Here is a 20,588-nt window from a genome sequence, read left to right on the forward strand (position 1 = left end):
ACTGCAGAAAGCTACGCGCCCTGCTTTTGCGCCTCCTGCTTTTGCGCTTCTGCTTTTTCTGCGATTGCCTCGGCAACTTCCTGGCAGTCCTCGCGCCCGCAATGCGCGGTGCGTGGGTTAGCGTAGCAATCATCGCAAATCAGCACTTGCTTGCGGCAGGTGTCTTCATTAATGCAATTATTGAACTTATTATTGCCCACTCCACAGTGGATGCAGTGCCCTAATTGCACAAAATTGGGATCATTGTCCTGCCCAAATTCCATGTGCATGCGCTCGTCGAAGACGTACAACGAGCCTTCCCACAGGCCTTTGTTTCCGTATTTTTCGCCGTAGCGCACGATGCCGCCGTCGACCTGGTAGACCTCGTTGAAGCCGCGGTTTTTCATCAGCGAAGACAAAATTTCGCAGCGGATGCCGCCGGTGCAATAGGAAATCACCGGCTTGTCCTTCATCCAGTCATACTTACCGGATTCGATTTCTTTGATGAAGTCATGCGTGGTTTCCACATCCGGCACCACCGCATTTTTAAACTTGCCGATCTCGGCTTCCATGGCGTTGCGGCCATCGAAGAAGACCACGTCGTCGCCGCGCTCTTCGACGAGTTTATTCACCTCTTCTGGCTTCAGGTGCACGCCGCCGCCGATCACGCCGTTTTCATCAACCTTCAATTCGTCGGCTGCATTAAAAGCCACGATCTCATCGCGAACTTTCACAGACAAGCGTGGGAAATCCTCGGCGCCGCCGTTGGACCACTTGAACGACATGGAATGAAAACCATCGTATTCGCGGGTGCGCTTGCGGTATTGCTTGCACGCAGCAACCGTGCCGCCGACGGTGCCGTTGATGCCGTGTTTGGAGATGAGGATGCGGCCTTTCAGCCCCAGCGACTCACACAAAGCCTTCTGCCACAGCATCACCGCCTGCGGGTCTGCGATTGGGGTGAACTGGTAATACAGCAGGATTTTGGATTCAAGCGATTCGCTGCGGCTAGTCATAAGCCGCATTGTAATAACCAGCTGGAAGTTTTCCTAAAATACTAGGCCGAATTACCGGGCACGCCGAAATCCCGGCCACGCCGGGGCCGGTGCCGAACTACCGAGCACGGCCGAGGCTGGGTGGAAGCGGCTGCAGGCTTAGACCTTGTGGTACAAGCCCTTCCGCCAGAACACCGGATCACTGCTCACGCGCACACCGAGGTTGCGGAAGATTCCCTCGTCGACAGACCCAAGGATCGTGGTGGTGTGCACCTCACAATCGCGCAGGTTCTTCAGCTCCGCCAGCGCAGCGCGGGCGTCGGCAGAATTAGCCGCGGACACAGACAAGGCGATCAGTACTTCATCGGTGTGTAAACGCGGATTCTTCGAGCCCAGATGCTGGGTTTTCAGAGTCTGGATCGGTTCGATGGCTTCCGGAGCCAGCAACAGGACGTCGTCAGGAATACCAGCCAAGTGCTTCAAGGCATTCAGCAACATTGCCGCCGAACACCCCAGCAGGCTGGAGGTTTTCCCGGTAATCATGGTGCCGTCGGCAAGCTGGACGGCCGAACCCGGCTGCCCGCTTTCCTCGGCTACCCGGCGCGCCGGCGCAAGCACCGCGCGGTCGTCGACAGCAACACCGGCTTTGTTCATCACCACGGCCACACGCCCGGAAATCGTGCTGTCGAGTTCCTCGGTGCGCTCGGTAACCAGGGCTTTGAAATAGCGGCGGATGATTTCCTGGCGGGCGGCTTCCTGGCACGCTTCGTCGTCGCTGATGCAGTAGCCGACCATGTTCACGCCCATGTCCGTTGGCGACTGGTATGGCGATGCGCCCACCAGTTTTTCCAACAGGCGCTTGAGCAGCGGAAAGGCTTCAACGTCGCGGTTGTAATTCGAGGCTTTCTTGTCATAGGCCGACAGGTGGTACGGGTCGATGACGTTGGCGTCGTCCAGATCCGCAGTGGCTGCCTCGTAGGCCAGGTTGACGGGGTGCTCGAGCGGTAGGTTCCAAATGGGGAAGGTTTCAAATTTTGCGTAACCAGCGTTCACGCCGCGCTGGTGTTCGTGGTAAATCTGCGACAGGCAGGTCGCCATCTTGCCGGAACCAGGCCCCGGCGCGGTCATGATGATCAGATCGCGGGAGGTTTCTGCAAAATCATTGCGGCCGAACCCGTCTTCGGAGACGATACGGTCGGCGTCGGTGGGGTATCCCGGGATGGTGCGGTGGCGGGATACTTTCAGCCCCATGCGATGCAGGCGCTGGATGAAGGCTTCTGCCTGGTGGTTGCCGTCTTCCAGCTGGGTGATGACGATGTTTTCCACCAAAAAACCGCGCTCGCGGAAGACGTCGACAAGCCGCAGCACGTCGTCTTCGTAGGTGATGCCCAGGTCCGCACGGATTTTATTGCGCAGCAGGTCCTTGGAGTTCACGCAGATCATGATCTCCAGGTCGTTTTTCAGCTGCTCCAGCATCGCAATTTTGTTGTCCGGGGTGAAACCCGGCAGAACGCGTGATGCGTGTAGGTCGTCGAAAAGCTTGCCCCCCATTTCGAGATAAAGCTTGCCGCCGATTTCTTTCCGCCGAGCGTTGATGTGCTCCGATTGGAGTTGAATGTATTTCTCGCGATCAAACCCGATCTTATGCGCCATTGTGCCTTACTTTCTCTCGCGAGGATACCCCGCGTGCAGCCTCGAAAAATCTATGACGCATGACTAGTATACGCGCCTACCCAGCATTCAACGCATACGCAGCGCTGGCCTCGCTAGTCTAGAGGCATGCCTGAAGGTCACGTCATCCACCGTCTTGCCGACGAATTCACCCGCATTTTTGGAACTCAGCGCCTGCATATCACCAGCCCACAGGGCCGTTTTGCCACGGAGGTGGCGCTTGTCGACGGCTCCCGGCTGGAGCGTGCGGAAGCGTTTGGCAAGCACTTATTCTTGCATTTCGATGCCGCTTCTGACGAGCACATCATCTATATCCATTTGGGTCTGATTGGGCATCTGCGTTTTGAGGATCGCGAGAAAATCTGGGGGCAGATCCGGTTGCGCATCGAACCACTTGCCGACGACGCGAGCACCCACAATCTGGCGGCGAATCTGCGCGGCCCGCAGTGGTGCCGGCTGATCACAGACGAGGAATATGCCATCGCCGTCGGCAAGATTGGGGAAGATCCCATCCGCGATGATGCCGATCCGAAGCAGGTGTGGGCGAAGGTGCGGCGCTCGAAGCGCAGCATTGGTTCGTTGTTGATGGACCAGAAGCTGTTCGCGGGGGTGGGCAATATTTATCGTGCAGAGGTGCTGTTCCGGCATCAGCAGTCTCCGTTTACTCCGGGTAATGCGATTGATCGCAGCGTGTTTTTCGCTATGTGGGAAGACCTGGTGGCTCTGATGCGCCAGGGCGTGGTCGACGGCGAGATTAATACGGTGCGCGACGAGCACACCCCGGAGGTAATGCACCGCCCGGCGCGTGACGACGAGCACGGCGGCGAAGTTTATGTTTACCGGCGCGCGGGAGATGATTGTTATGTCTGCGGTTCAGATATTGCGATGAAAGCCTACGAAGGGCGCAATCTGTTTTGGTGCCCGACGTGCCAGGCTTGATCATTGGGGCGCAGCTTCCCACCACAGGTTTAAGCCGGGGTGGTTAAGCTGGGTTTATGTTCGCTTATTCTGCTGATCAGATCCGCGCTGCGGAAAAAGCACTCCTGGCCCATAAGGTGGCCGACGACGAGATGATGAAGCTCGCCGCCGCTGCCGTGGCCGATACCGCTTCAGACATGTTGCGGGCGCAAGCTCGGCGCACCCCCGAACATCAGGAAACGGCTAAACAGGCTACAGGCGGGCAGGGCATGCAAGCATCGGGGACGGCAGACGTCGTGGTTGCGGTGGGCCCCGGCGGTAATGGCGGCGACGGTTTGTTTGCCGCCACGCATTTGTTGTTGGCGGGTTACCGTGTGCAGGCGGTCCCGGTGGCTACGCGTGCCGACGGCTCCCCGAAGGTGCACCCTACTGCGTGGCAAGCCTTTTGCGCCGCCGGTGGTGAGCAGGTTAGTGCTAGTGAACTGGTTGCTTCCGCACAATCACCGGCTCTGATTATCGACGCGATCGCGGGTTTATCCGCAGGCCGCGGCCTTGCCGGCGAGCTCGCCGAGTTCTTTTCCGCGCAGCGGCGCGCAGGCACCGATGTTCTTGCCATTGATGTACCGACCGGGGTGCACTGCGATACTGGAGCCACCGCCCCAGAAACCACAGCTCCGGAAACACCAACAGGTGAGCGCCTCCCCGGGGATAGCTATGTGCGTGCGACGGTCACTATCTCCTTTGGTGCTGGCCGCTTAGCGCACGCAGTGGCACCGGCATGCGGGAAAGTCGTGATCGCCGATCTGCGATTGCCGCAGGGTCCGCGTTCGTTTGCAGAAGAACTTGCACACCAACATTGTGCGGACATCAATAACGCAAAACACAGCAGCGCCAGCGCTAGCTCCGAGCAGGGCACCGTCGAGTTTTTCCAGGTTCCAACAATTGCAACCAAGGCTCAGGCGTCGGCAAGCGGGAGCACACCGGAATCACCACAACCACCAGAATTGCCAGAATTCCAGCACGGCACAGCCGGCGTCGGCAGCGGCCCGGGAAACCTAGAACCGCAGCCAGCTGGGGACAAATATTCCTCGGGGGTGGTTGGTCTGTGCGCCGGCTCGGCGGCGTATCCCGGCGCGGGCATTTTATCTGCGGCCGGTGCGATCGCCGCTACGCCATCGATGGTGCGGGTGCTGGGGCCTGCTGAACTCACGCGTGATGTGGTGCGTGCGCACCCGGAGGCAGTCACACATACCAGTGTGCGCACCGCCGGTCGCGTGCAAGCGTTGGTTGTTGGGCCGGGGCGCGGAACGGATATTTCCGCAGCGTTGGAATTGGAATATGCGTTGCGGGGCGCTCAGCCGCTGGTGTTGGATGCCGACGCCATCACGTTGCTAGCGGCCAGCGCGCAGTTGCGGGAGCTCCTGCGCGACCGGGTAAGCGCTAGCCCGGTGCTGCTGACCCCGCATGATGGAGAGTTCCAGCGTTTAGCAGACTCGCTACCTGCACCAGATCAGCAGGCAATGACCGCTGGCACCTCTGGTTCTTCTGCTACCACCGACCGTTTGCGCACAACCCGTGCCCTGGCGGCACAACTCAATGCGTGGGTGCTGCGCAAAGGGCGGATCACTCTGATTGCCAGCCCTGACGGCAGGTTGGTGTCGGTGAATACGGGTTCTTCGTGGGCTGCCACGCCTGGTTCCGGTGATGTGCTGTCCGGAATTCTTGGGGCTTTCCTCGCCGAGTGGAATGCACCAGCAGCCGCTCCGGAGACTAAACACGCCGGGGCAGCCCAGGCGGATCTTGCCGACGTTTTCCGGCGCGCTGTTGTCGTGCATTCTTGGGCCGCGCAGCTTGCTGCACAAACAGAATTTGGGATGGCGCCGACGTCGGCAAGCGCGATTGCTACCGCGATACCCCGGGCACTGGCATATTTCTCCAGCCAGTAAGACTGGTAAAGCTAAAACAAGCATTGCTCCGTGCAGGGGTTGGGGGCATCGGGCATTCACCGCTGCTGCACCGCTGCACCGCTGGCCTTGTTATCCCAGGATCAACAATGTGACCACTGCTGGGGCGTCGGCATGCAAGGCGTGGATTTTGCCTTCATCGACGTGCACAGCTTTACCTGGGGCAAGCTCGAGTTCATCGACGGGTTCACCAGCATCCGCGTCGCCGATGGTGAACGTGACTGAACCCGTTTGCCCCAGCACCAGGATCGGGCGCGGGGCCTTGTGGTTCGCCATCGTGTCACCGGCGCGGAAGGATAACCGCACCACGGTGGCGCCTTCCAGCTCGGCAACCTTGGTTACTTGTGGCACCGCACGGGCTTGGCGTGACTGCGCATGGGTGGAGTTCTCATCCTCCTGGTATGGCAGATTGAGACCTTCCACCAGTTCCCATTCGTGCTCATTAATGCGCATGACAGTTCCTTTGCTTACGAGGGGCATTTAGCACCAGTTTACTGCGAAAAATGACTGCCCCGATTTTCCGGAAGCTATGATCAGATTAACGTAAATTATGAAAGGTAGGGCCGGTATGGTGGCTAGTTCGCAGGTAAATCTTGCCGATTGGACGCAGAAGGCGAAAGACTACATCGATTCGAAACAGCACCTTCTACTCCCCGGCGTATGCCAAGATGATCCTTGGAGTCAAAAATCATTAAAAGCGTGCGAAAAATGGTTGCTTGCGGATGCAAAAACGATTCCTGCCCGTCGCCGAATTGAATACGAGATGTTCCTTGGAGAAGGTCTACGCAGGCGGTTTTCAGGGCAATGGGCACATGCTTCTATCTTGGACAAGAAAATTAGCCATGAGCATAATCTACTTGGAATTTATTATCCTCAGCTAGAGCAATTTGATGTAACCGGCTCCCTGCTTGCTAATGCGCTTGCTGCAAAAGCAGGAGATTTCTGGGCTTCAGTTTTCCAGTTAAACGAAAGCCTTCGTTTGGCGGGCCTTGCACATTGAAGAATCCCGGATTCTGCTGCTATAAACCATTGAAATTGGGAGCCATGGTTGAGCCTGCCCCGGTAATTCAGCGTGCGAGGGATTGTTCGGCCGAATGAAAAAGAGATGTTTTATGGGCGTAAATAACCCCGTCCTAAGGAATTAGAGAAAGCGATTCATGAATATGCCGACTTCTATAACGAACGAAGAATCAAGCTTGAGTTCGGCGGCTTAAGCATCAATCAACGCCGACGCAAGCTGCTACTCTGAATATTCCTAAAAATGTCCGCATCCCCCCAGTTTACTACTTAGACCTATAACGCAGCCGCCACCAACAGAAATCGAGCGCGTAAAAACTCCGCCCAGCTCTCTACGATAGGCGGAGCTTCAAGCACAAAGATTGATACTATTTTTTATTCCCCTTATCCTTCCGCAAAAACATCAAAGTTATACTTACCGAATAGATAGCGAGAAAAATGATAATAGCTGTAGTCATACTCACACCTTAACAGCAGACTTTCTTAGTCGCAGCAGTACAGCCCAAGTGAAGTGTCCCAGGTTTTGTTCCGTCTGAGTAGATGGGAAAATCTGGGACACTTCAAACGTTCTGGGTATCAGGTGTCCACCAAACAGGGGGTCAGGTCACCTTTCTGAATATCAGAACCTAGGATCTTCGCTCAAACTTTCTGAGTGCCACGAAAAACCAACGCGCTGTTAGGCTAAAAACAAGTAATTCAGTTATCACTGCAAAAATGAGCCGTTCTGGAGTATCAGCAATCTCTGGCCAGGCAGGCAACGCTACAACCCACAAAATGGATTCAGCCAGGACATCACCTCCCAGAGTCGCCGACAATACCGTGATAAAGATTGACCATGCGATCGTGAGGCCAGCACCGTAGGACACACACAGCACGGTACTTATAGTCACCAGCACGACTCCCGTCGTTGACCACAACACGACAAGCTTCATCGTTTCAGCAAAATTCCCGCCCGCAAACGTATGACAAACTCCTAGTACCATCGCGAGAAATACGAGCAAGATGTAATGCCATATAAGGTAGGAAACACGAGTTTTAGCGTTCTCCAATACAGTGACTCTCCACGCAGAAGACAACAATTTCCAACTCAAGATAGGAAGAAGGCCTGCGCCTAAGGGTAGGACGAAAAATGTATAGAAGCCGCTGATATAGCTTGCTGGATAAAAGACAGCCATCATCCCAAAAACCACTAACACGGCAAATAACAACCACGAAATGCTGCTACGGAATAATGCGATCCCGATGGACGATAAAGCAAGAGCCAGGTTGTCTGGACTATTGCGCCCAGAAAAATCAGGCGAAGCGTATACAGAATCAAGAGAAAACTGTACAGGTGAAATGCTCTGTTGTCGTTGGGCTTGAGTATTTTTCTTATTCGTAACTTTTCTTTGGCGCCCTCGCGCGAAAATTGCCAAGCTAAAAGCAGCAAGCGCCAAGAGGCTATTACGGATAATGCCTTGCAAAGGAGTTTCTTGCGCAAGTAACTCTCCTCCAGTCAAAGGCACCGCATTAGAGTGAACACCAAGCACAGGTAGAAGCAAACGCACAGGCCAGGCTGGTGGAAACAGATGCCACAATGAGGATTCAGATAAAAGAGTTCCGGCTACTTGATACACCACCGCTGCTAACAACGTCATTACAATAGAGAAATACCGTGCAACCAGGCTGAAAATACAAATTGTCGAAATGCTGCACATAAACGCTAGCCCACCTGCAACAAGAAGGGAATTCGCCCCGTCACGGCCATCCATTATTGTTAATGCCCAGGACGACCCAAAGTTCAACAGGTGAAATAATGCAGACACTCCAATGAGAACACCACTACGTGCCGCGCGAGTCGCGTATGGCGACACCGGCCGAACGTCGGTTCCTCCGTATCGGTTAGCTTTTTCCCTATCTTCTGCAAGACCAGCTAATAAAGCCAGGAGCGGAGCAGCCATACCAGTGACGTACATAGCCTGCCAACTCAGCGCACCCGAGGCATCATGATCCCCAGAAGTCCAGAAAGCTAAGGTCGAACTAGTTATACCAATCCACAGACCAATCAGAGGAAACCATTGCACTGTTGATCCTTTTGTGCGAATAATTTCGGCCTGAATAATATAGGATGCTTTCGGCGCACTCTGCGATCGAGCAAACACAGACCTTATTTTGCTCATGATTCTTCACTTCCTTGGGTCATGCCCAGGAAGCGTTCTTCAAGGTGATCTCTTGCTGCAAAATGGCTCAACGGCCCAGAATAAGCACTCTGTCCTTTGGCTAGGATCGTGATGTCATCAGCGAGTTTAGAAATTTCCCCGAGCTGATGGGAACTAACCAAAACGGTACCTTCACACTTCACCCAATTACGTATAAGAATTCGCAGATCTGCGATCCCCTGCGGATCAAGACCGTTTTGAGGCTCATCGAGAATAAGGATAGGAGGGCGTCCAAGAATTGCCATTGCAAGAGCAAGTCGTGCCTTCATGCCAGTGGAAAAAGAACGCGCCTTCTTTCTCCCGGCATGTCCCAGTCCGACGAAATCAAGCGCTTCCTGTGCCTGGAGATCTGGAATATTGAGCAGCTTAGCGTGGACACGGATATTATTTAGCGCTGAGAGGTGACCGTAGAAGGCTGGCCCATTGATGGAGGCACCGATATTCTTCAGACTGTCTCTAGTCCGGGGAGAGCCAAATATTTGGATAGCCCCTTGTCCGCGGTCTTCCAAACCAAGAATCATACGGAAACAAGTAGATTTCCCTGCTCCATTCCGTCCCAGAAGCGCATGGACCCGACCAGGGATTACGTCCATCGAGAACCCATCAAGAACTACATGCCCTGAATAACTAATCCGCAGATCATTACATGAGATTGCAGGTGTTAGTCCGTCTGTCTTAGCCATGACTCTATGATGCGTCGCACCTAAGACAAAAACATCTATCTCTAGGATGCTTTTCACGAAGTCTTGCTACGTCACACGGCGGAATACGGCATCAGCCTAGAGGATGAAGCGAGCCGTTTGTCCGGTTGCTTAATACTGCGATGATTCTTCTGGATTCGTCAAATGGTTTTTGTGTGCCCAGACAGCTAAGCCAACGCGGTCTCGAACTCCTAATTTATTTATCAGCCGAGAAACATATGTCTTGACCGTCGCGGTACCTATAAAAAGAGCACCCGCAATCTCTGCATTCGTCTCCGCACAGGCAATACGTCCTAAAACTTCTTTCTCACGTTCGGTCAGAGAGTTCACTATCTTGACTTCGTCATTAGTGGGTTTACGCTTCCAGCTTGATCTTCGCCGAAATTCCTCGAATACGAAGTTAGTTACATCCGGAGAAAGTATCGAAGCTCCTTCATAAATTCGACGTACAGAACTGATGAAGTTTTCAGGATCAATATCTTTAAGCAGGAACCCGTGAACTCCAACTTCTAGGGCACTTTCCACTAGATTATCGTCGCTAAAGGTTGTTAACATCAGCACCTTAGTATCTTTATGCTCTTTTAAGATCTGCTTTGCAGCTTCCAACCCATTCATTTGTGGCATTTGAATATCCAGCACCGCAACATCAATCTTCCATTGGGAGGCAATCTGAACCGCTTCAATCCCATTTTGCGCTAAACCAACAACTTCAAGGTCTGTTTGAGTACTCAAGATTGTTTTCAAGGCAGAAGCCATCAGCGGCTGGTCATCCGCGATTAGCACTCGAATCTTCATCTCTACCACCGTCTAAATAATTCACGCTTTGCGCGTCCGGGGATATTATCCCAGCAGAATCGGCACCGAAGCTGTTACGGCGAACATGTCACCTTCACGTTTGAAAGTAATCCAGCCGCCGAGATTGGCCACTCTTTCTTGCATACCGATTATGCCACTTCCTGAGCCGTCAAACGATTCGACATTTTTTCCTTCTGATTTGCTTGTAATAATCAAAGAAATTTCATTAGTGACAAAAGAGATTGACATCTTTATAGTCGTAGAAGTTGCAACGCCCTGGTGGCGAAGGACATTCGTTAGCGACTCATCGATGATTCTGCGTACAGCCAATTGAGTAATTAAAGGCGCAGATTGTACAAGTTCCTGCAGCTTTTCTGGAGATGGCAAATCAGCGTGTATTTTGAGTCCAGCTTTCGAAAAATTCTCTAGCTGAGAATGCACATTGCTTAAACCAGTCAGGCCTTGATCTTGGCTTTTACTAGTGTTGTCTCTTAATGCTCGGACAATCCCGCGAACTTCCACTAACGAATCAGAACTGATTCTACGAATATTCCTTAGAGCTTCCTCTTGCGCGTTGTTGCTATTATCGGCAGAGGTTTTCCCAGCTATTTCTCCTGCAGAAGCTTGGACATTAATTAATGTCAAACTATGGGCAAGGATATCGTGAATTTCTCGCGCAATCTGCATTCTTTCTTGGTCTTGGATTTTTCTTAATTTCTCTAGATTTGACTGTTCCTTTATTCTTCTATCGAGTTCCCGTTGCTGTTCTTGTTTTCGTTCAGCCCGACCGAACTGCAGGACTATGGAAAGCGCGAGCCACTGTACTAGAAGCCACGAGATGGCTTGTTCGAGGCTACGGTAGGCCATTCCGTCAGGCCCAAATTGCCACATGACTGGAGAGATAACGCAATAGAGGAAAGCTAGCAGTGCAATACCAGTCACCCACCTTTTACTGTCAGATTGGCGCGAAACTCGATATACGGCGACAGGAAGAAACAAGAAGAAAGGGGTTAATCCCAGGTTAGTTGGGAGTGCAGTAATCCAATTAAAGGACCATGCATACAGAATCATCACCATCAAGAATGAAGACAATAGGGGTTTAATCCGCCAGAAAAAGCTGACGGGTACAAAAGCAACAGCCAAAGCAGCTTGAATAGATCTGTGGAGTCCCCCATCAAACGCTATAGAGACGTAAAAGAGAGCCAAAAAGAGCACCAATAAAGAAAACATCAGTTCCCAAGCTTTCAAGGGGATTTTCTGAATCATTACGGTGTCCTCGCTTCGGTGGGCTAACGTCAAATAATGGCGAGTTTATCCTCATCACTATCGTGAGGTTTCTCGCTCCAACACGAGTGAAGCTTATCCCGACTCTGTTCAGTTGACTCGGGTGAAGTGAAGTGTCCCAGGCGTTGTTGCCTCTGAGTAGAAGGGAAAATCCAGGGCGCTGCAAATTAAGCCAGGTTGCTAAATAATATCAATCCTATTTACTTAGAATTATTTGTCGCGGGTAAAGAGGGCACGATCGTCTAAAATCAAGACCTCGATTCTTTCTGTACTCACTGGAAAGACATTGCCGCCCCAGTAACGCTGCTCCGGCACCACGGAGACCGTTGTGCCCCACCGAACAGCGAAATAGAGACACTGGAGAAGCAACTCCTAATTTTTGTTACTGACTAAGGCGAAAAAGACAAACCGAAAATGGTGTCTGCGGTGGATCAATCGCAGACACCAGACCTAGTGCATCTACCGATGGGCAACGCCATCTTTAGGATTAAGCAGTCGGTAAAGCAATCGGCCCACCGCATATACAGCGAGGACACCCACCAGTGCTAGAACTAGAATTCTGTTGGCGGAGCCAATCGCTAAGTATGCGCAAATTGCTAAGACTGCCATTGTCAGGAAAAATACGGCTGCCTCACGTCCGATCGTCGGTGCTGGAGTTAATCGAATCATATCGTGAAAAATTTTCATGATAATGCCTTCCCCGCGGGTTCATTTGCTTATTGTGTTTCCACTGTGCCGGTCCCCTCGCCTGAAACCTAGTGCCAAATATATGCAGTTCATATGAGTTTTATCATGCGCAACCAGTGGAAATCTTGCCCCGCCACACTGCGAATAATGACAAATGTCATGCCATCCTAATGACCTCAAGCAGAGAAAATAGTGATCAATCCTAGCGTTCAAACGATTGAAATTTTGCCAGCATAGAAGCATGAAGGAATTAGCAAGACCTGAAACAGTTCTTCGAGTCAACGCCCTTACCCGTAGCTACGGTAAGGGGACGAAAGCGTTCCGAGCTGTCAAGGGGCTTGATTTCCGTGTTTGCCGAGGTGAAGTTTTTGGCCTTCTTGGAACCAACGGCGCTGGAAAAACATCCACGTTGGAGATTCTCGAAGGGCTAGCCCCTGCAACTTCTGGTGAAGTCAAAGTCTTCGGGCGAGACCCCTTCGTTGATAAGGCTCTCATTCGTCCAAGAATGGGCATCATGCTCCAATCGGGTGGGCTTCCCTCGCAGCTAACGGTTCAGGAGACTATCAAGATGTGGCAGGGTACATGCTCTAATCCTCGCGATGCGGAGGAAATACTTGCAGACGTCGAGCTATCCCACCGACTTGATGTTCGTGTAGGAGTCCTCTCTGGCGGCGAACAACGTCGGCTCGATCTCGGCTGTGCCCTACTCGGGAATCCGGAACTGCTATTCCTCGACGAGCCCACCACGGGGCTCGACCCGGAATCTCGTAGAAATGTCTGGGATCTACTCCTGCGACTCAAAGATCAGGGTGTCACGATGATCCTCACCACCCATTATTTGGAAGAAGCCGAACTGCTTTGTGACCGCATCGCCATTATGAATGCAGGAACCATTGCCCGCGAGGGCACACTCTCCGAACTGGTGAATTCGGTCTCCGCCGAGATCACGGTATCCAGTGTCCACACCCCGCCCCGGCTTCCGGGTACCACCATCACCACCGAGGAGAAATACCACACGATCTCTACAAAGCAGCTGCCCCAGGACACTCTCGCGGTCTTAGAGTGGGCCCGTGAAAACCATATTGAGCTAGAAAGATTCTCCGCTCGCCCTGCCTCTCTGGAAAAGGTATTCATGAGCATCGCTGACAATCAAAACTCTCAAACTAGCTACAAAGGAGCGTAGGCGATGGCTTCTACTAACTCCCGCAGAGTCAATGCCGTCGGCGGATCGGCTTCAGAATCCTCCAAGCACCGGGGCTGCAGCTGGAATCGCTACCGAGCTTTAGCTATAGCCGAAATCCGACAGTACCTGCGCAACAAGACACTGCTGTTCATGGCTATCGTATTTCCCATTGGAGTGGGCCTATTGATGCTGATCATGGGCGGAGACGGACAGCCCGCAAGTACACAAGTACGCGCCGCAATCTCAATGGAGGTGTTTTTCCTCATTACGCTGATGTTCGTCCAGTTCTACTCCGTGCTGTCTATGACTACTACGCGTCGTGATGAGCGCGTGCTCAAACGATTACGTACTGGTGAGGCTCGCAGCGCGGAGATTATAGCTGCGTTGGCGACGCCCGGGGCGATCATGTCACTCCTGCTTACCGTATTAATGTCCGGCATACTCATCTTCTACACGGGCAGCATACCGAGCACAGGTATTCTGCTGCTTCTGGCCATGGTGTTAGGAATCGTCATCTCCACAGGTTTGGCGCTGCTTACCAGCTCGATCACTGCCAATGCCGAAGCCGCACAGATGACGTCTCTTCCCGTCATGGTTTTGGCCATGTTCTCACAGTCTCCCCTGCGATCGGCGCTACCCGATCAAATCCAAAATCCGTTGGCACGCACTCCGTTTGCACTGCTTGGTGATCTCACTTTCATCGAGTGGACTGGCCAACCACTTACGGCGGATATCGCCCCTACGGACGGCGAACTAACGACCACTCTGGCCACTGCACTGGCCCCGATTGCGCTCATGATGGTCTGGAGTGTTGCGTTAATGTGGGCCGCATTCCGCTACATGAAATGGGAAACCAACCGCTGATTGCTCATAAAACTCAATGTACTCTGACAGCATGACGGTGCTACGAAGGTTCGCGGAGATGTCAGAGACCGAAAAATTCTCCACCTACGTTCGACTCTCGACGCATGTAGCGCTGCTAGCGATTGCTGTCTTGAGCTTCCGAGAAGTATTGGTATCGTCCAGCGAATTTCAGCCTGCCCTCGTCTTGCTCGTCGTATTATTCAACGGCGGGCTCACTGCACTAGTAATCGAACGAACACCAGCCTTTTCAACGGACTCTCGCCCGCTCGGGAAGCTTTATCCGGGAGCTATCACTGTAAATCTACTGTGCTGGGCTATCTCCATCGGGCTTCTTGCCACGCAACGCGCTTCGCATCTCACGGAAATTACTAGCGGGCTGTCGCTATTTTTATTATGCAGCTTCGCGTTCGTGCTATCGATCCATATTAAACACGCCTATCTGATCGTGATGGTACTAAGCGTAATCACTGCATCCGTGGTTAAGCACCCCGTGCTGGATCATCCCATCTATATCGTTGCTTTTGCATTAGCATTGGTTTGGGTGAACAAGGTAACTGTGTGGTCGGTGGAGATTGTCACGGAGCTCTACCGGACGCGAGAGTTGCAGTCACAAGTGAAAGTACAGGAAGAACGCCTGCGCTTCGCCCAAGAACTGCATGACAGCTTGGGACAACGCCTCGCGGCGCTGTCCCTGAAGACACAGCTCGCCATCTCACTGCACAGGAAAGACGCTAACCGGACAGATGATGAACTTCGCGACATTGAAAAGCTCGTACGTCTTATGCGTACGGATTTACATCAAGTGGTAACAGGCTATCGCACGTTGCACCCAAACTCTGAGCTGGAAGAGGCCAGTAACCTACTGGGAAAAGCAAACATCGCGGTCACCGTGACAGGACATCCACAAGACATCCCGAACACCTGCCAACAAACCGCCGCCTGGTTCATACGCGAAGCGACCACCAACGTAATGAAACACTCGAGCGCAAGCGTCGTTAACATCAATTTTTCTGAACACGCGGTATCCATCACCAATGATGGGGTGGAGCGCAATATCGGGCCGCTCGGTGGCATACAAGCGCTACAGGAACGGGCTAAGCAAATCGGTGGCACCATCTCTCTTATCCACCAAAACAATCAGTGCACCGCGACACTTTCCTGGAAGGACACGAATCGATGATCTCCCTAGCAATCGTCGATGATGAGCAGCTGATCGCTTCATCGCTTGCAACCTTGTTAGATCTGGAAGACGATCTTAAGGTGACCGGGACCTTTGCCTCCGGTGAAGAAGTGATCTCTTGGTGGAAAAAGGCCAGCACCCTCGACTCCCCATTGCCTAGTGTGCTGGTGACAGATCTGCAGCTCGGAGGCATTGATGGTGTCGAGCTAGCACAGGAAATTTCGCAGCTGTCACCCCACACTGCGATAGTGATAGTTACGAGTCATTCGCGACCACACCAACTGAAACGAGCGCTGACCTCCGGGGTACAAGGATTTCTTCCGAAGACGGCGACCGCAGAAGAGTTTGCCACCGCGATTCGCTCGGTACACGAAGGCAGAAGCTTCATCGACCAAGAACTCGCTGCTATGACCATCACCGCAGCTTCCAGCCCACTGACCGAACGCGAAGCTGATGTTATCGAAGCCGCTGGTAAAGGAGGTTCGATAGAACAAATTGCCAAAGAAGTCTTCCTTGCACCCGGAACGACCAGGAACTATCTTTCCTCAGCAATGACAAAGCTCGGTGCACAAAACCGATTCGAAGCACATTTGCGCGCCCGAGAATTAGGGTGGATTTAGGCTGAGAACTCTAGCTCCTCGCTATCCCCAACTACATTAACGACTACGAAGTCACCGTCCACAATCGTCCAGTCAAACAATCGATTAACTAGCTGGTAACTAAATTCCTATTTAAAAAGACGCTAAATGGACATACACCAAAGACAGGGCATTAGTCCGGCTCTCCACATCGCAGCTGAGCGGTTCCCAAAAAACTACGCAAGGTGAAGTGTCCCAGGTGTTGTGCCCTCTGAGTAGAAGGGAAAATCTGGACTATGCCCAAAAAATTTACCAGGATGTTTACTCCAGATGGGTCATTGGGTGGGCACTATCGGATTTGATGCGCACCGAAGTATTGCCGCTGCAAGCGTTTAACCAGGCAATTGTCGCGGCGAGGAAAAGGTCTTATTCACCATTGAAGACCATGGCTCGCAATACGTCATTGCATTGTCTACAACGAGAGCCTTTCCCAGGACTGCATTACTGCTTCCATCGCAACTGTCAGCGACTCCTATGACAATGCTCTAGCTGCAACAGTGATCGGGTCCTGCAAAAATGAGCTGATCCATAACCGAAAATGGGATGATGCTGTCGAGGAGAAAATCGCGACGTTTGAGCGGGTGCATTGGTGGAACGAGAAAAGTCTCCACCAAAACTTGGGATATCGCACACCGCCTTAGGACGAGGAAGAGTTTTGGTCCGGCACCCCGGGGCACGAGACAATGGAAAACCTAGGCAAAAGCCGAAGAAAACCAGGCACCTCATTCCCAATAGTCCCTTTGCATACCCCGCATACAAAACCCAAATGCACCTATCCTCTTCATAAAATGCAAACTACAATTTCTTTTCATTTCCGTTATTCGTATCAAGAGCTTGGAACAGTTCTTGCCTTGTTGGGTTCTCAAGGTTCTTTATCAACCTTCCATCCGACAAGACAACGGCACGCTGTGCCTGTGCTGCCACATCTAAATCATGCGTCACCATGACCACAGCAGCGCCTTGTCGGCTGAGCTCTGCAAGTTCGTTCATGACTAAGCTCCCAGACCGAGAGTCCAACGCACCCGTCGGCTCATCGGCGAACAACACTCGAGGCTTCGTGGCTAAGGCTCTGATAATCGCCACTCGTTGGCGTTGGCCACCAGAAAGTTGGGCAGGATAATAATTCTTTCGTTCGGCCAACCCAAACTTTTCAAAAAGGCCATTCAGCTCCTTTTTCGCAATCTTTTTAGATACGAATCGTAAGCCAAGCTGGACGTTTTCCATGGCTGTCATGGAATCTACCAAATTATAATCTTGAAAAACGAAGCTCGCGTTTTTACGACGAATATCGCTCCGCTGGTTTTTGGACGCAGTCACCAAATCAACTCCACACAAAAAACTGTGCCCAGAGTCAGCTTGCACGAGTCCAGAAATGCAGTAAAGAAACGTTGATTTCCCCGATCCAGAAGGGCCAACGATTGAGATAAACTCGTTCTCAGTGACAGAAAAGTTAATCCCCCTAATGACTTGCTCTTTTTCCTTCTTATTGATTGAGAATGATTTTTTCAGTTCTTGTGTCTCGATAATATTAGTCATTTTATTTTCCTTAATGCGAGATTGCGGTAATATTGAGCTTTCTGGATTCCTTAAATGTTGGAATCACAATAGATACTGCAAGTAGCGAAAATCCGGCAATAAGCAGGAAATAGGTTTCGTTTCCAATCCATATGGGGCTTGCGTCTGGAACCGGACCTTGTCCAAATGCGACACCGATGGCCAAAGCATTAAAACCCAGAATAATTGAGGAAATCACAACAGCCGATAAGAAATAAATAATGCATTCAAATACGGAAGACCACCGAATTGAAGCTGTAGTTGCGCCCAAGGTTTGCAGCAAGGCAACGTCATGTCGTCTCCACTCATTTGTGAGAGACACGGCAATCACGCCAGAAAAAGCAGCGATAATGACGGGCGCACCAAAGATCAGGATGATTTGGCTTGTTGGACTAACCTGAAGGTCCGACTCATTTGCACCCGAGACAAACATAATGTTCTTGGTTTGGTTAACCATGCCGAAGATAGAGCCAACCGCCGCCGCTGCCACAACCAATGGGGTAACAACCGAGGTAGACAACGTGGCTCGTCGACGAGCCGATGTTCTGGCAAGCACCCAACTGTCCAGCCAGTTCAGTGGCAATAGTCTACCTATTAAGGTAACAACTGGCTTGACCACCACTCGGTCTGACAAGCCATAGGCGAGCAACAATCCAAGCCCTGCACCCCAATAAGAGGAGAGTAATCCGCTGAGACGCTCCATGTCATCAAGTGGTGGAGTTGATGCAATACCTATATACCCAACAATGATGCCTGTTATGATGAGACCTGAGATTATTAGTCTGACAATGCTGCGAGAAGGCGCTTGCTCAGGCATGTCCATCACGGCCTCTACCGGCTCTACCTTTTTCAGCTGTCGTGTTCCCAAAATCAATGCTAAAAACAACACAACAAAAGCTATCCCCGGCCCAAAAGTCCAAGCCCACACAGTCAAAGGCTCTGATAGTGCAGGCAGTACCAGGAACCCTGTGTGGTCAATAATGCGCCCGAGAGCTGGCCACGATAAGAATGCTAGAACACTTCCCATCAGAGACCCTGCTAAGGAACTAATAGTAGCTATTCCTATGTATCTCAACCTCGCTTTGTGAGGAGAGGCACCGATAACCTGCCAAAGTGCTATGCGCCGAGAATCTCGTCGAATAGCTACTTTGACAACAGACGGAAGGCACATCAGCACCGCCAAACATGTTAGGGCTATTTGAAGACCTCCCATAGCCGCGAACTGTTCACCCGATTCCGCTTCAGAAGCCTGAGCGCCAACGACTATAACGCCAAGAGAAAGAGAAAGCATCCACGAAGATACTAGAGTTAACAGTAGAACCGCCATGGAAACCGGTTTAAGGTCTCGAATTTCTTTATACATACATTTCTCTCACTCATAGAATTTTATTATCGCATATAATGTATAGATAATATAAATCAGCATAAATAGGACACTAGCCAGGCGTACGCCTTTTAATGTTCCACTCATTCCTTCGGCTTTTTCTTTTATTCCCAGCATGCACAGTAACGTTTTGTAACCGTCTGAATTATAAAACGGAAAAAAATCAACACAGATTCCGAATGTATATAAAATAAACGTAACGGTTACAACATTTCCCCAATTTAGCTTCTGTGCGAGAACCAACAGAAAAAGATTGATAACAGAATTAACAAACACTCCGGCTAAATGCACCGTCATTCGCCGTCCCGGTGGCAAAAGGAGCACCTTGTTCACCCGAACAAAAAAGGAGGGGATAAAGCCATAGTCAAAACCTCCTCCCTGAATTCGTCATTTACTCGTTAGTTGTAGCATACATCATATTTTCTAGAATTCGTTATTCAACTAATAAATATTGTTCTTATTGAGAGATACACTCCCGATTGGGGGTTTGCATGGTCTCATTTTAGACCTGACATGTCCCAGGTTTTGTTCCGCTTGAGTAGGTAGCAAAATCTGGGCACTTTAGAGAACCGAGCATGCTGTGCCGTGAAATACGGCAAAGAACTCTAAATATCCCCGTCGAACTGCTTCCGCTAAATTGGTTGTCATGACAACACAGGCTGTGCTTTACGACGGAGCCGTTCACCCACTTCCCGAGGACCTGCAACAGGCCCTAGTCCGCGAAAATCTCGCAGAACTGTGGAACGGACTCACTCTACTAGCTCGCAATGAATTCATCTGTTGGGTATCAGATGCGAAAAAGGAAGAAACCCGCGCCCGCCGTATCCGGCGCACCTGCGAAGAGCTCCATGAAGGCAAACGTCGCCCGTGCTGCTGGCCCGGATGCAAACATCGCGAGAGAAATGGCAAATAAAAATAACCTTTACGTGAAACTATGCAGACAAAGGATCCTCATCCGCCATGGCGACTCTTAGATAGCAACTAGCTCGAGACTAGAAATCACCCCGGAGCGAATATCTTGATGATGCTGGCTGCCCGGGGATTGAATAACTTCAACCGTCGCTTTATGGGCACCTATTTCTACATTGAACTGTGGCGGAAAACCATTGCCCTGTACAAATAAGCTCGCGACAGACTGTCGGATAGAATCATAGTCATCATCCGCCAATGGCCGTGCCGGATTTTCCAAAGAAAGCACACCGTTTAATGCGTTACCATCCATCTCGATCTCCCGCGCCATATACAAACTCAACAGCAGTCCCGGGGCTTCCATCCCAAGACCGAAATACGGCATCTCCGCATTTTCTCCGCTCCCAGCCATAGTGGCGTATTTAGTTTGCCGTTCTACGCGGTAGCGCATCTGTTCGTCGACAAGTTCCCCGTCGACGGCGTAGACCGTACTTTCGATGGTGCCACTCCGATAATCGACTGTTCCCTCTTCACGGATCTGGGCGACTTCCCCACCGGCTTCCAGGGTCCTTTGTGTGTAGGTGAAGTGGTATGCCGATGCTTCCTGAAACTCAGATATTCTCTTTAGCAGATTTTGCATTACAGCTCCTTAAAGGCCCAATAGAAT

General features: G+C 51.6%; 19 protein-coding genes and 1 pseudogene. 9 read left to right on the top strand and 11 right to left on the bottom strand.

The genetic code is table 11. The annotated features are described in order from the left end of the window. Nucleotides 1–11: 11 nt before the first annotated feature. Nucleotides 12–995: an oxygen-dependent tRNA uridine(34) hydroxylase TrhO gene (trhO, locus tag B142_RS0105535; RefSeq protein WP_018120556.1), complete on the bottom strand. Its 984-nt coding sequence runs from the start codon at nt 993–995 to the stop codon at nt 12–14. Between the two features lie 138 nt (nt 996–1,133). Next, complete coding sequence (locus B142_RS0105540) at nt 1,134–2,627, bottom strand: DUF1846 domain-containing protein (protein ID WP_018120557.1); 1,494 nt, start codon at nt 2,625–2,627, stop codon at nt 1,134–1,136. Nucleotides 2,628–2,753: 126 nt separating this feature from the next. Between B142_RS0105540 and B142_RS0105545 the strand changes: the two genes are divergently transcribed. Continuing rightward, nucleotides 2,754–3,584 carry an Fpg/Nei family DNA glycosylase gene (locus B142_RS0105545; RefSeq protein WP_018120558.1) on the top strand — a complete coding sequence of 277 codons (831 nt, stop codon included), beginning with the start codon at nt 2,754–2,756 and terminating at the stop codon, nt 3,582–3,584. A 56-nt stretch (nt 3,585–3,640) separates the two neighbouring features. Then, nucleotides 3,641–5,509 (top strand): bifunctional ADP-dependent NAD(P)H-hydrate dehydratase/NAD(P)H-hydrate epimerase, encoded by a 1,869-nt coding sequence (locus B142_RS0105550; RefSeq protein ID WP_018120559.1) that lies wholly within the window; start codon nt 3,641–3,643, stop codon nt 5,507–5,509. 90 nt (nt 5,510–5,599) lie between these two features. On the opposite strand, the gene B142_RS12000 is transcribed toward B142_RS0105550, so the two are convergent. Further along, on the bottom strand, nt 5,600–6,007 hold the full coding sequence (locus tag B142_RS12000; protein ID WP_236658183.1) for a cupin domain-containing protein: 408 nt from the start codon (nt 6,005–6,007) through the stop codon (nt 5,600–5,602). An 88-nt stretch (nt 6,008–6,095) separates the two neighbouring features. Here B142_RS12000 and B142_RS0105560 point away from each other — a divergent pair, with 88 nt between their 5' ends. Together B142_RS0105560 and B142_RS14265 are read left to right on the top strand one after the other, a co-directional pair. Then, the gene (locus tag B142_RS0105560; protein ID WP_018120561.1) at nt 6,096–6,527 is read left to right on the top strand and encodes a hypothetical protein; all 432 of its coding nucleotides are present in this window, start codon (nt 6,096–6,098) and stop codon (nt 6,525–6,527) included. 147 nt (nt 6,528–6,674) lie between these two features. Beyond that, nucleotides 6,675–6,776, top strand: a pseudogene (locus tag B142_RS14265) (hypothetical protein); the annotation flags it as partial. A 394-nt stretch (nt 6,777–7,170) separates the two neighbouring features. Here B142_RS14265 and B142_RS0105565 read toward each other — a convergent pair. The 5 genes from B142_RS0105565 to B142_RS13860 form a co-directional block, all read right to left on the bottom strand. Further along, complete coding sequence (locus B142_RS0105565; RefSeq protein ID WP_018120562.1) at nt 7,171–8,703, bottom strand: ABC-2 family transporter permease; 1,533 nt, start codon at nt 8,701–8,703, stop codon at nt 7,171–7,173. Beyond that, nucleotides 8,700–9,425, bottom strand: a complete 726-nt coding sequence (locus tag B142_RS0105570; protein ID WP_039733887.1) for an ATP-binding cassette domain-containing protein — start codon at nt 9,423–9,425, stop codon at nt 8,700–8,702. Before B142_RS0105570 ends, B142_RS0105565 begins: the two co-directional genes overlap by 4 nt. 129 nt (nt 9,426–9,554) lie before the next feature. Further along, entirely contained in the window at nt 9,555–10,238 is a 684-nt protein-coding gene (locus B142_RS0105575; RefSeq protein ID WP_018120564.1) for a response regulator, read from the bottom strand. A 45-nt stretch (nt 10,239–10,283) separates the two neighbouring features. After that, nucleotides 10,284–11,504, bottom strand: coding sequence for a sensor histidine kinase (locus B142_RS0105580; RefSeq protein WP_026167867.1), 1,221 nt, complete (start codon nt 11,502–11,504; stop codon nt 10,284–10,286). Nucleotides 11,505–11,981: 477 nt separating this feature from the next. Next, complete coding sequence (locus B142_RS13860; protein WP_155860941.1) at nt 11,982–12,209, bottom strand: hypothetical protein; 228 nt, start codon at nt 12,207–12,209, stop codon at nt 11,982–11,984. 241 nt (nt 12,210–12,450) lie between these two features. On the opposite strand from B142_RS13860, the gene B142_RS0105585 reads away from it, so the two are divergent. Genes B142_RS0105585 through B142_RS0105600 form a run of 4 tightly spaced genes read left to right on the top strand, consistent with a single transcriptional unit; the run spans nt 12,451 to nt 16,056 of the window. Further along, on the top strand, nt 12,451–13,392 hold the full coding sequence (locus B142_RS0105585; RefSeq protein ID WP_018120566.1) for an ABC transporter ATP-binding protein: 942 nt from the start codon (nt 12,451–12,453) through the stop codon (nt 13,390–13,392). Between the two features lie 3 nt (nt 13,393–13,395). After that, a complete protein-coding gene (locus tag B142_RS0105590; protein ID WP_018120567.1) occupies nt 13,396–14,256 on the top strand; it encodes an ABC transporter permease in 861 nt (286 codons plus the stop codon). A 58-nt stretch (nt 14,257–14,314) separates the two neighbouring features. Beyond that, nucleotides 14,315–15,436 carry a sensor histidine kinase gene (locus tag B142_RS0105595; protein WP_236658184.1) on the top strand — a complete coding sequence of 374 codons (1,122 nt, stop codon included), beginning with the start codon at nt 14,315–14,317 and terminating at the stop codon, nt 15,434–15,436. Next, nucleotides 15,433–16,056 carry a response regulator transcription factor gene (locus B142_RS0105600; RefSeq protein WP_018120569.1) on the top strand — a complete coding sequence of 208 codons (624 nt, stop codon included), beginning with the start codon at nt 15,433–15,435 and terminating at the stop codon, nt 16,054–16,056. The genes B142_RS0105595 and B142_RS0105600 overlap by 4 nt, the downstream gene beginning before the upstream one ends. Before the next feature lie 813 nt (nt 16,057–16,869). On the opposite strand, the gene B142_RS0105605 is transcribed toward B142_RS0105600, so the two are convergent. Together B142_RS0105605 and B142_RS0105610 are read right to left on the bottom strand one after the other, a co-directional pair. Next, nucleotides 16,870–17,610, bottom strand: a complete 741-nt coding sequence (locus B142_RS0105605; protein WP_018120570.1) for an ABC transporter ATP-binding protein — start codon at nt 17,608–17,610, stop codon at nt 16,870–16,872. Between the two features lie 10 nt (nt 17,611–17,620). After that, entirely contained in the window at nt 17,621–18,919 is a 1,299-nt protein-coding gene (locus B142_RS0105610; protein WP_236658185.1) for an FtsX-like permease family protein, read from the bottom strand. Between the two features lie 739 nt (nt 18,920–19,658). On the opposite strand from B142_RS0105610, the gene B142_RS13215 reads away from it, so the two are divergent. Continuing rightward, nucleotides 19,659–19,925: a YdeI/OmpD-associated family protein gene (locus tag B142_RS13215; RefSeq protein ID WP_081604936.1), complete on the top strand. Its 267-nt coding sequence runs from the start codon at nt 19,659–19,661 to the stop codon at nt 19,923–19,925. A 57-nt stretch (nt 19,926–19,982) separates the two neighbouring features. Here the strand turns inward: B142_RS13215 and B142_RS0105625 are convergent, their stop codons facing one another. After that, nucleotides 19,983–20,561, bottom strand: a complete 579-nt coding sequence (locus B142_RS0105625; protein ID WP_018120574.1) for a hypothetical protein — start codon at nt 20,559–20,561, stop codon at nt 19,983–19,985. Nucleotides 20,562–20,588 lie beyond the last annotated feature (27 nt).

Source organism: Corynebacterium propinquum DSM 44285 (assembly GCF_000375525.1).
Classification (GTDB): Bacteria; Actinomycetota; Actinomycetes; order Mycobacteriales; family Mycobacteriaceae; genus Corynebacterium; species Corynebacterium propinquum.

Bases quoted from the DNA above. Each gene is read 5' to 3' on its own strand.
- B142_RS12000 (WP_236658183.1), bottom strand. From the start codon at position 6,007: ATGCCCCTCGTAAGCAAAGGAACTGTCATGCGCATTAATGAGCACGAA.
- B142_RS13860 (WP_155860941.1), bottom strand. From the start codon at position 12,209: ATGAAAATTTTTCACGATATGATTCGATTAACTCCAGCACCGACGATC.
- B142_RS0105565 (WP_018120562.1), bottom strand. From the start codon at position 8,703: ATGAGCAAAATAAGGTCTGTGTTTGCTCGATCGCAGAGTGCGCCGAAA.
- B142_RS0105575 (WP_018120564.1), bottom strand. From the start codon at position 10,238: ATGAAGATTCGAGTGCTAATCGCGGATGACCAGCCGCTGATGGCTTCT.
- B142_RS0105600 (WP_018120569.1), top strand. From the start codon at position 15,433: ATGATCTCCCTAGCAATCGTCGATGATGAGCAGCTGATCGCTTCATCG.
- trhO (WP_018120556.1), bottom strand. From the start codon at position 995: ATGACTAGCCGCAGCGAATCGCTTGAATCCAAAATCCTGCTGTATTAC.
- B142_RS0105605 (WP_018120570.1), bottom strand. From the start codon at position 17,610: ATGACTAATATTATCGAGACACAAGAACTGAAAAAATCATTCTCAATC.
- B142_RS0105540 (WP_018120557.1), bottom strand. From the start codon at position 2,627: ATGGCGCATAAGATCGGGTTTGATCGCGAGAAATACATTCAACTCCAA.
- B142_RS0105545 (WP_018120558.1), top strand. From the start codon at position 2,754: ATGCCTGAAGGTCACGTCATCCACCGTCTTGCCGACGAATTCACCCGC.
- B142_RS13215 (WP_081604936.1), top strand. From the start codon at position 19,659: ATGACAACACAGGCTGTGCTTTACGACGGAGCCGTTCACCCACTTCCC.
- B142_RS0105585 (WP_018120566.1), top strand. From the start codon at position 12,451: ATGAAGGAATTAGCAAGACCTGAAACAGTTCTTCGAGTCAACGCCCTT.
- B142_RS0105580 (WP_026167867.1), bottom strand. From the start codon at position 11,504: ATGATTCAGAAAATCCCCTTGAAAGCTTGGGAACTGATGTTTTCTTTA.
- B142_RS0105550 (WP_018120559.1), top strand. From the start codon at position 3,641: ATGTTCGCTTATTCTGCTGATCAGATCCGCGCTGCGGAAAAAGCACTC.
- B142_RS0105570 (WP_039733887.1), bottom strand. From the start codon at position 9,425: ATGGCTAAGACAGACGGACTAACACCTGCAATCTCATGTAATGATCTG.
- B142_RS0105590 (WP_018120567.1), top strand. From the start codon at position 13,396: ATGGCTTCTACTAACTCCCGCAGAGTCAATGCCGTCGGCGGATCGGCT.
- B142_RS0105625 (WP_018120574.1), bottom strand. From the start codon at position 20,561: ATGCAAAATCTGCTAAAGAGAATATCTGAGTTTCAGGAAGCATCGGCA.
- B142_RS0105610 (WP_236658185.1), bottom strand. From the start codon at position 18,919: ATGCTTTCTCTTTCTCTTGGCGTTATAGTCGTTGGCGCTCAGGCTTCT.
- B142_RS0105595 (WP_236658184.1), top strand. From the start codon at position 14,315: ATGTCAGAGACCGAAAAATTCTCCACCTACGTTCGACTCTCGACGCAT.
- B142_RS0105560 (WP_018120561.1), top strand. From the start codon at position 6,096: ATGGTGGCTAGTTCGCAGGTAAATCTTGCCGATTGGACGCAGAAGGCG.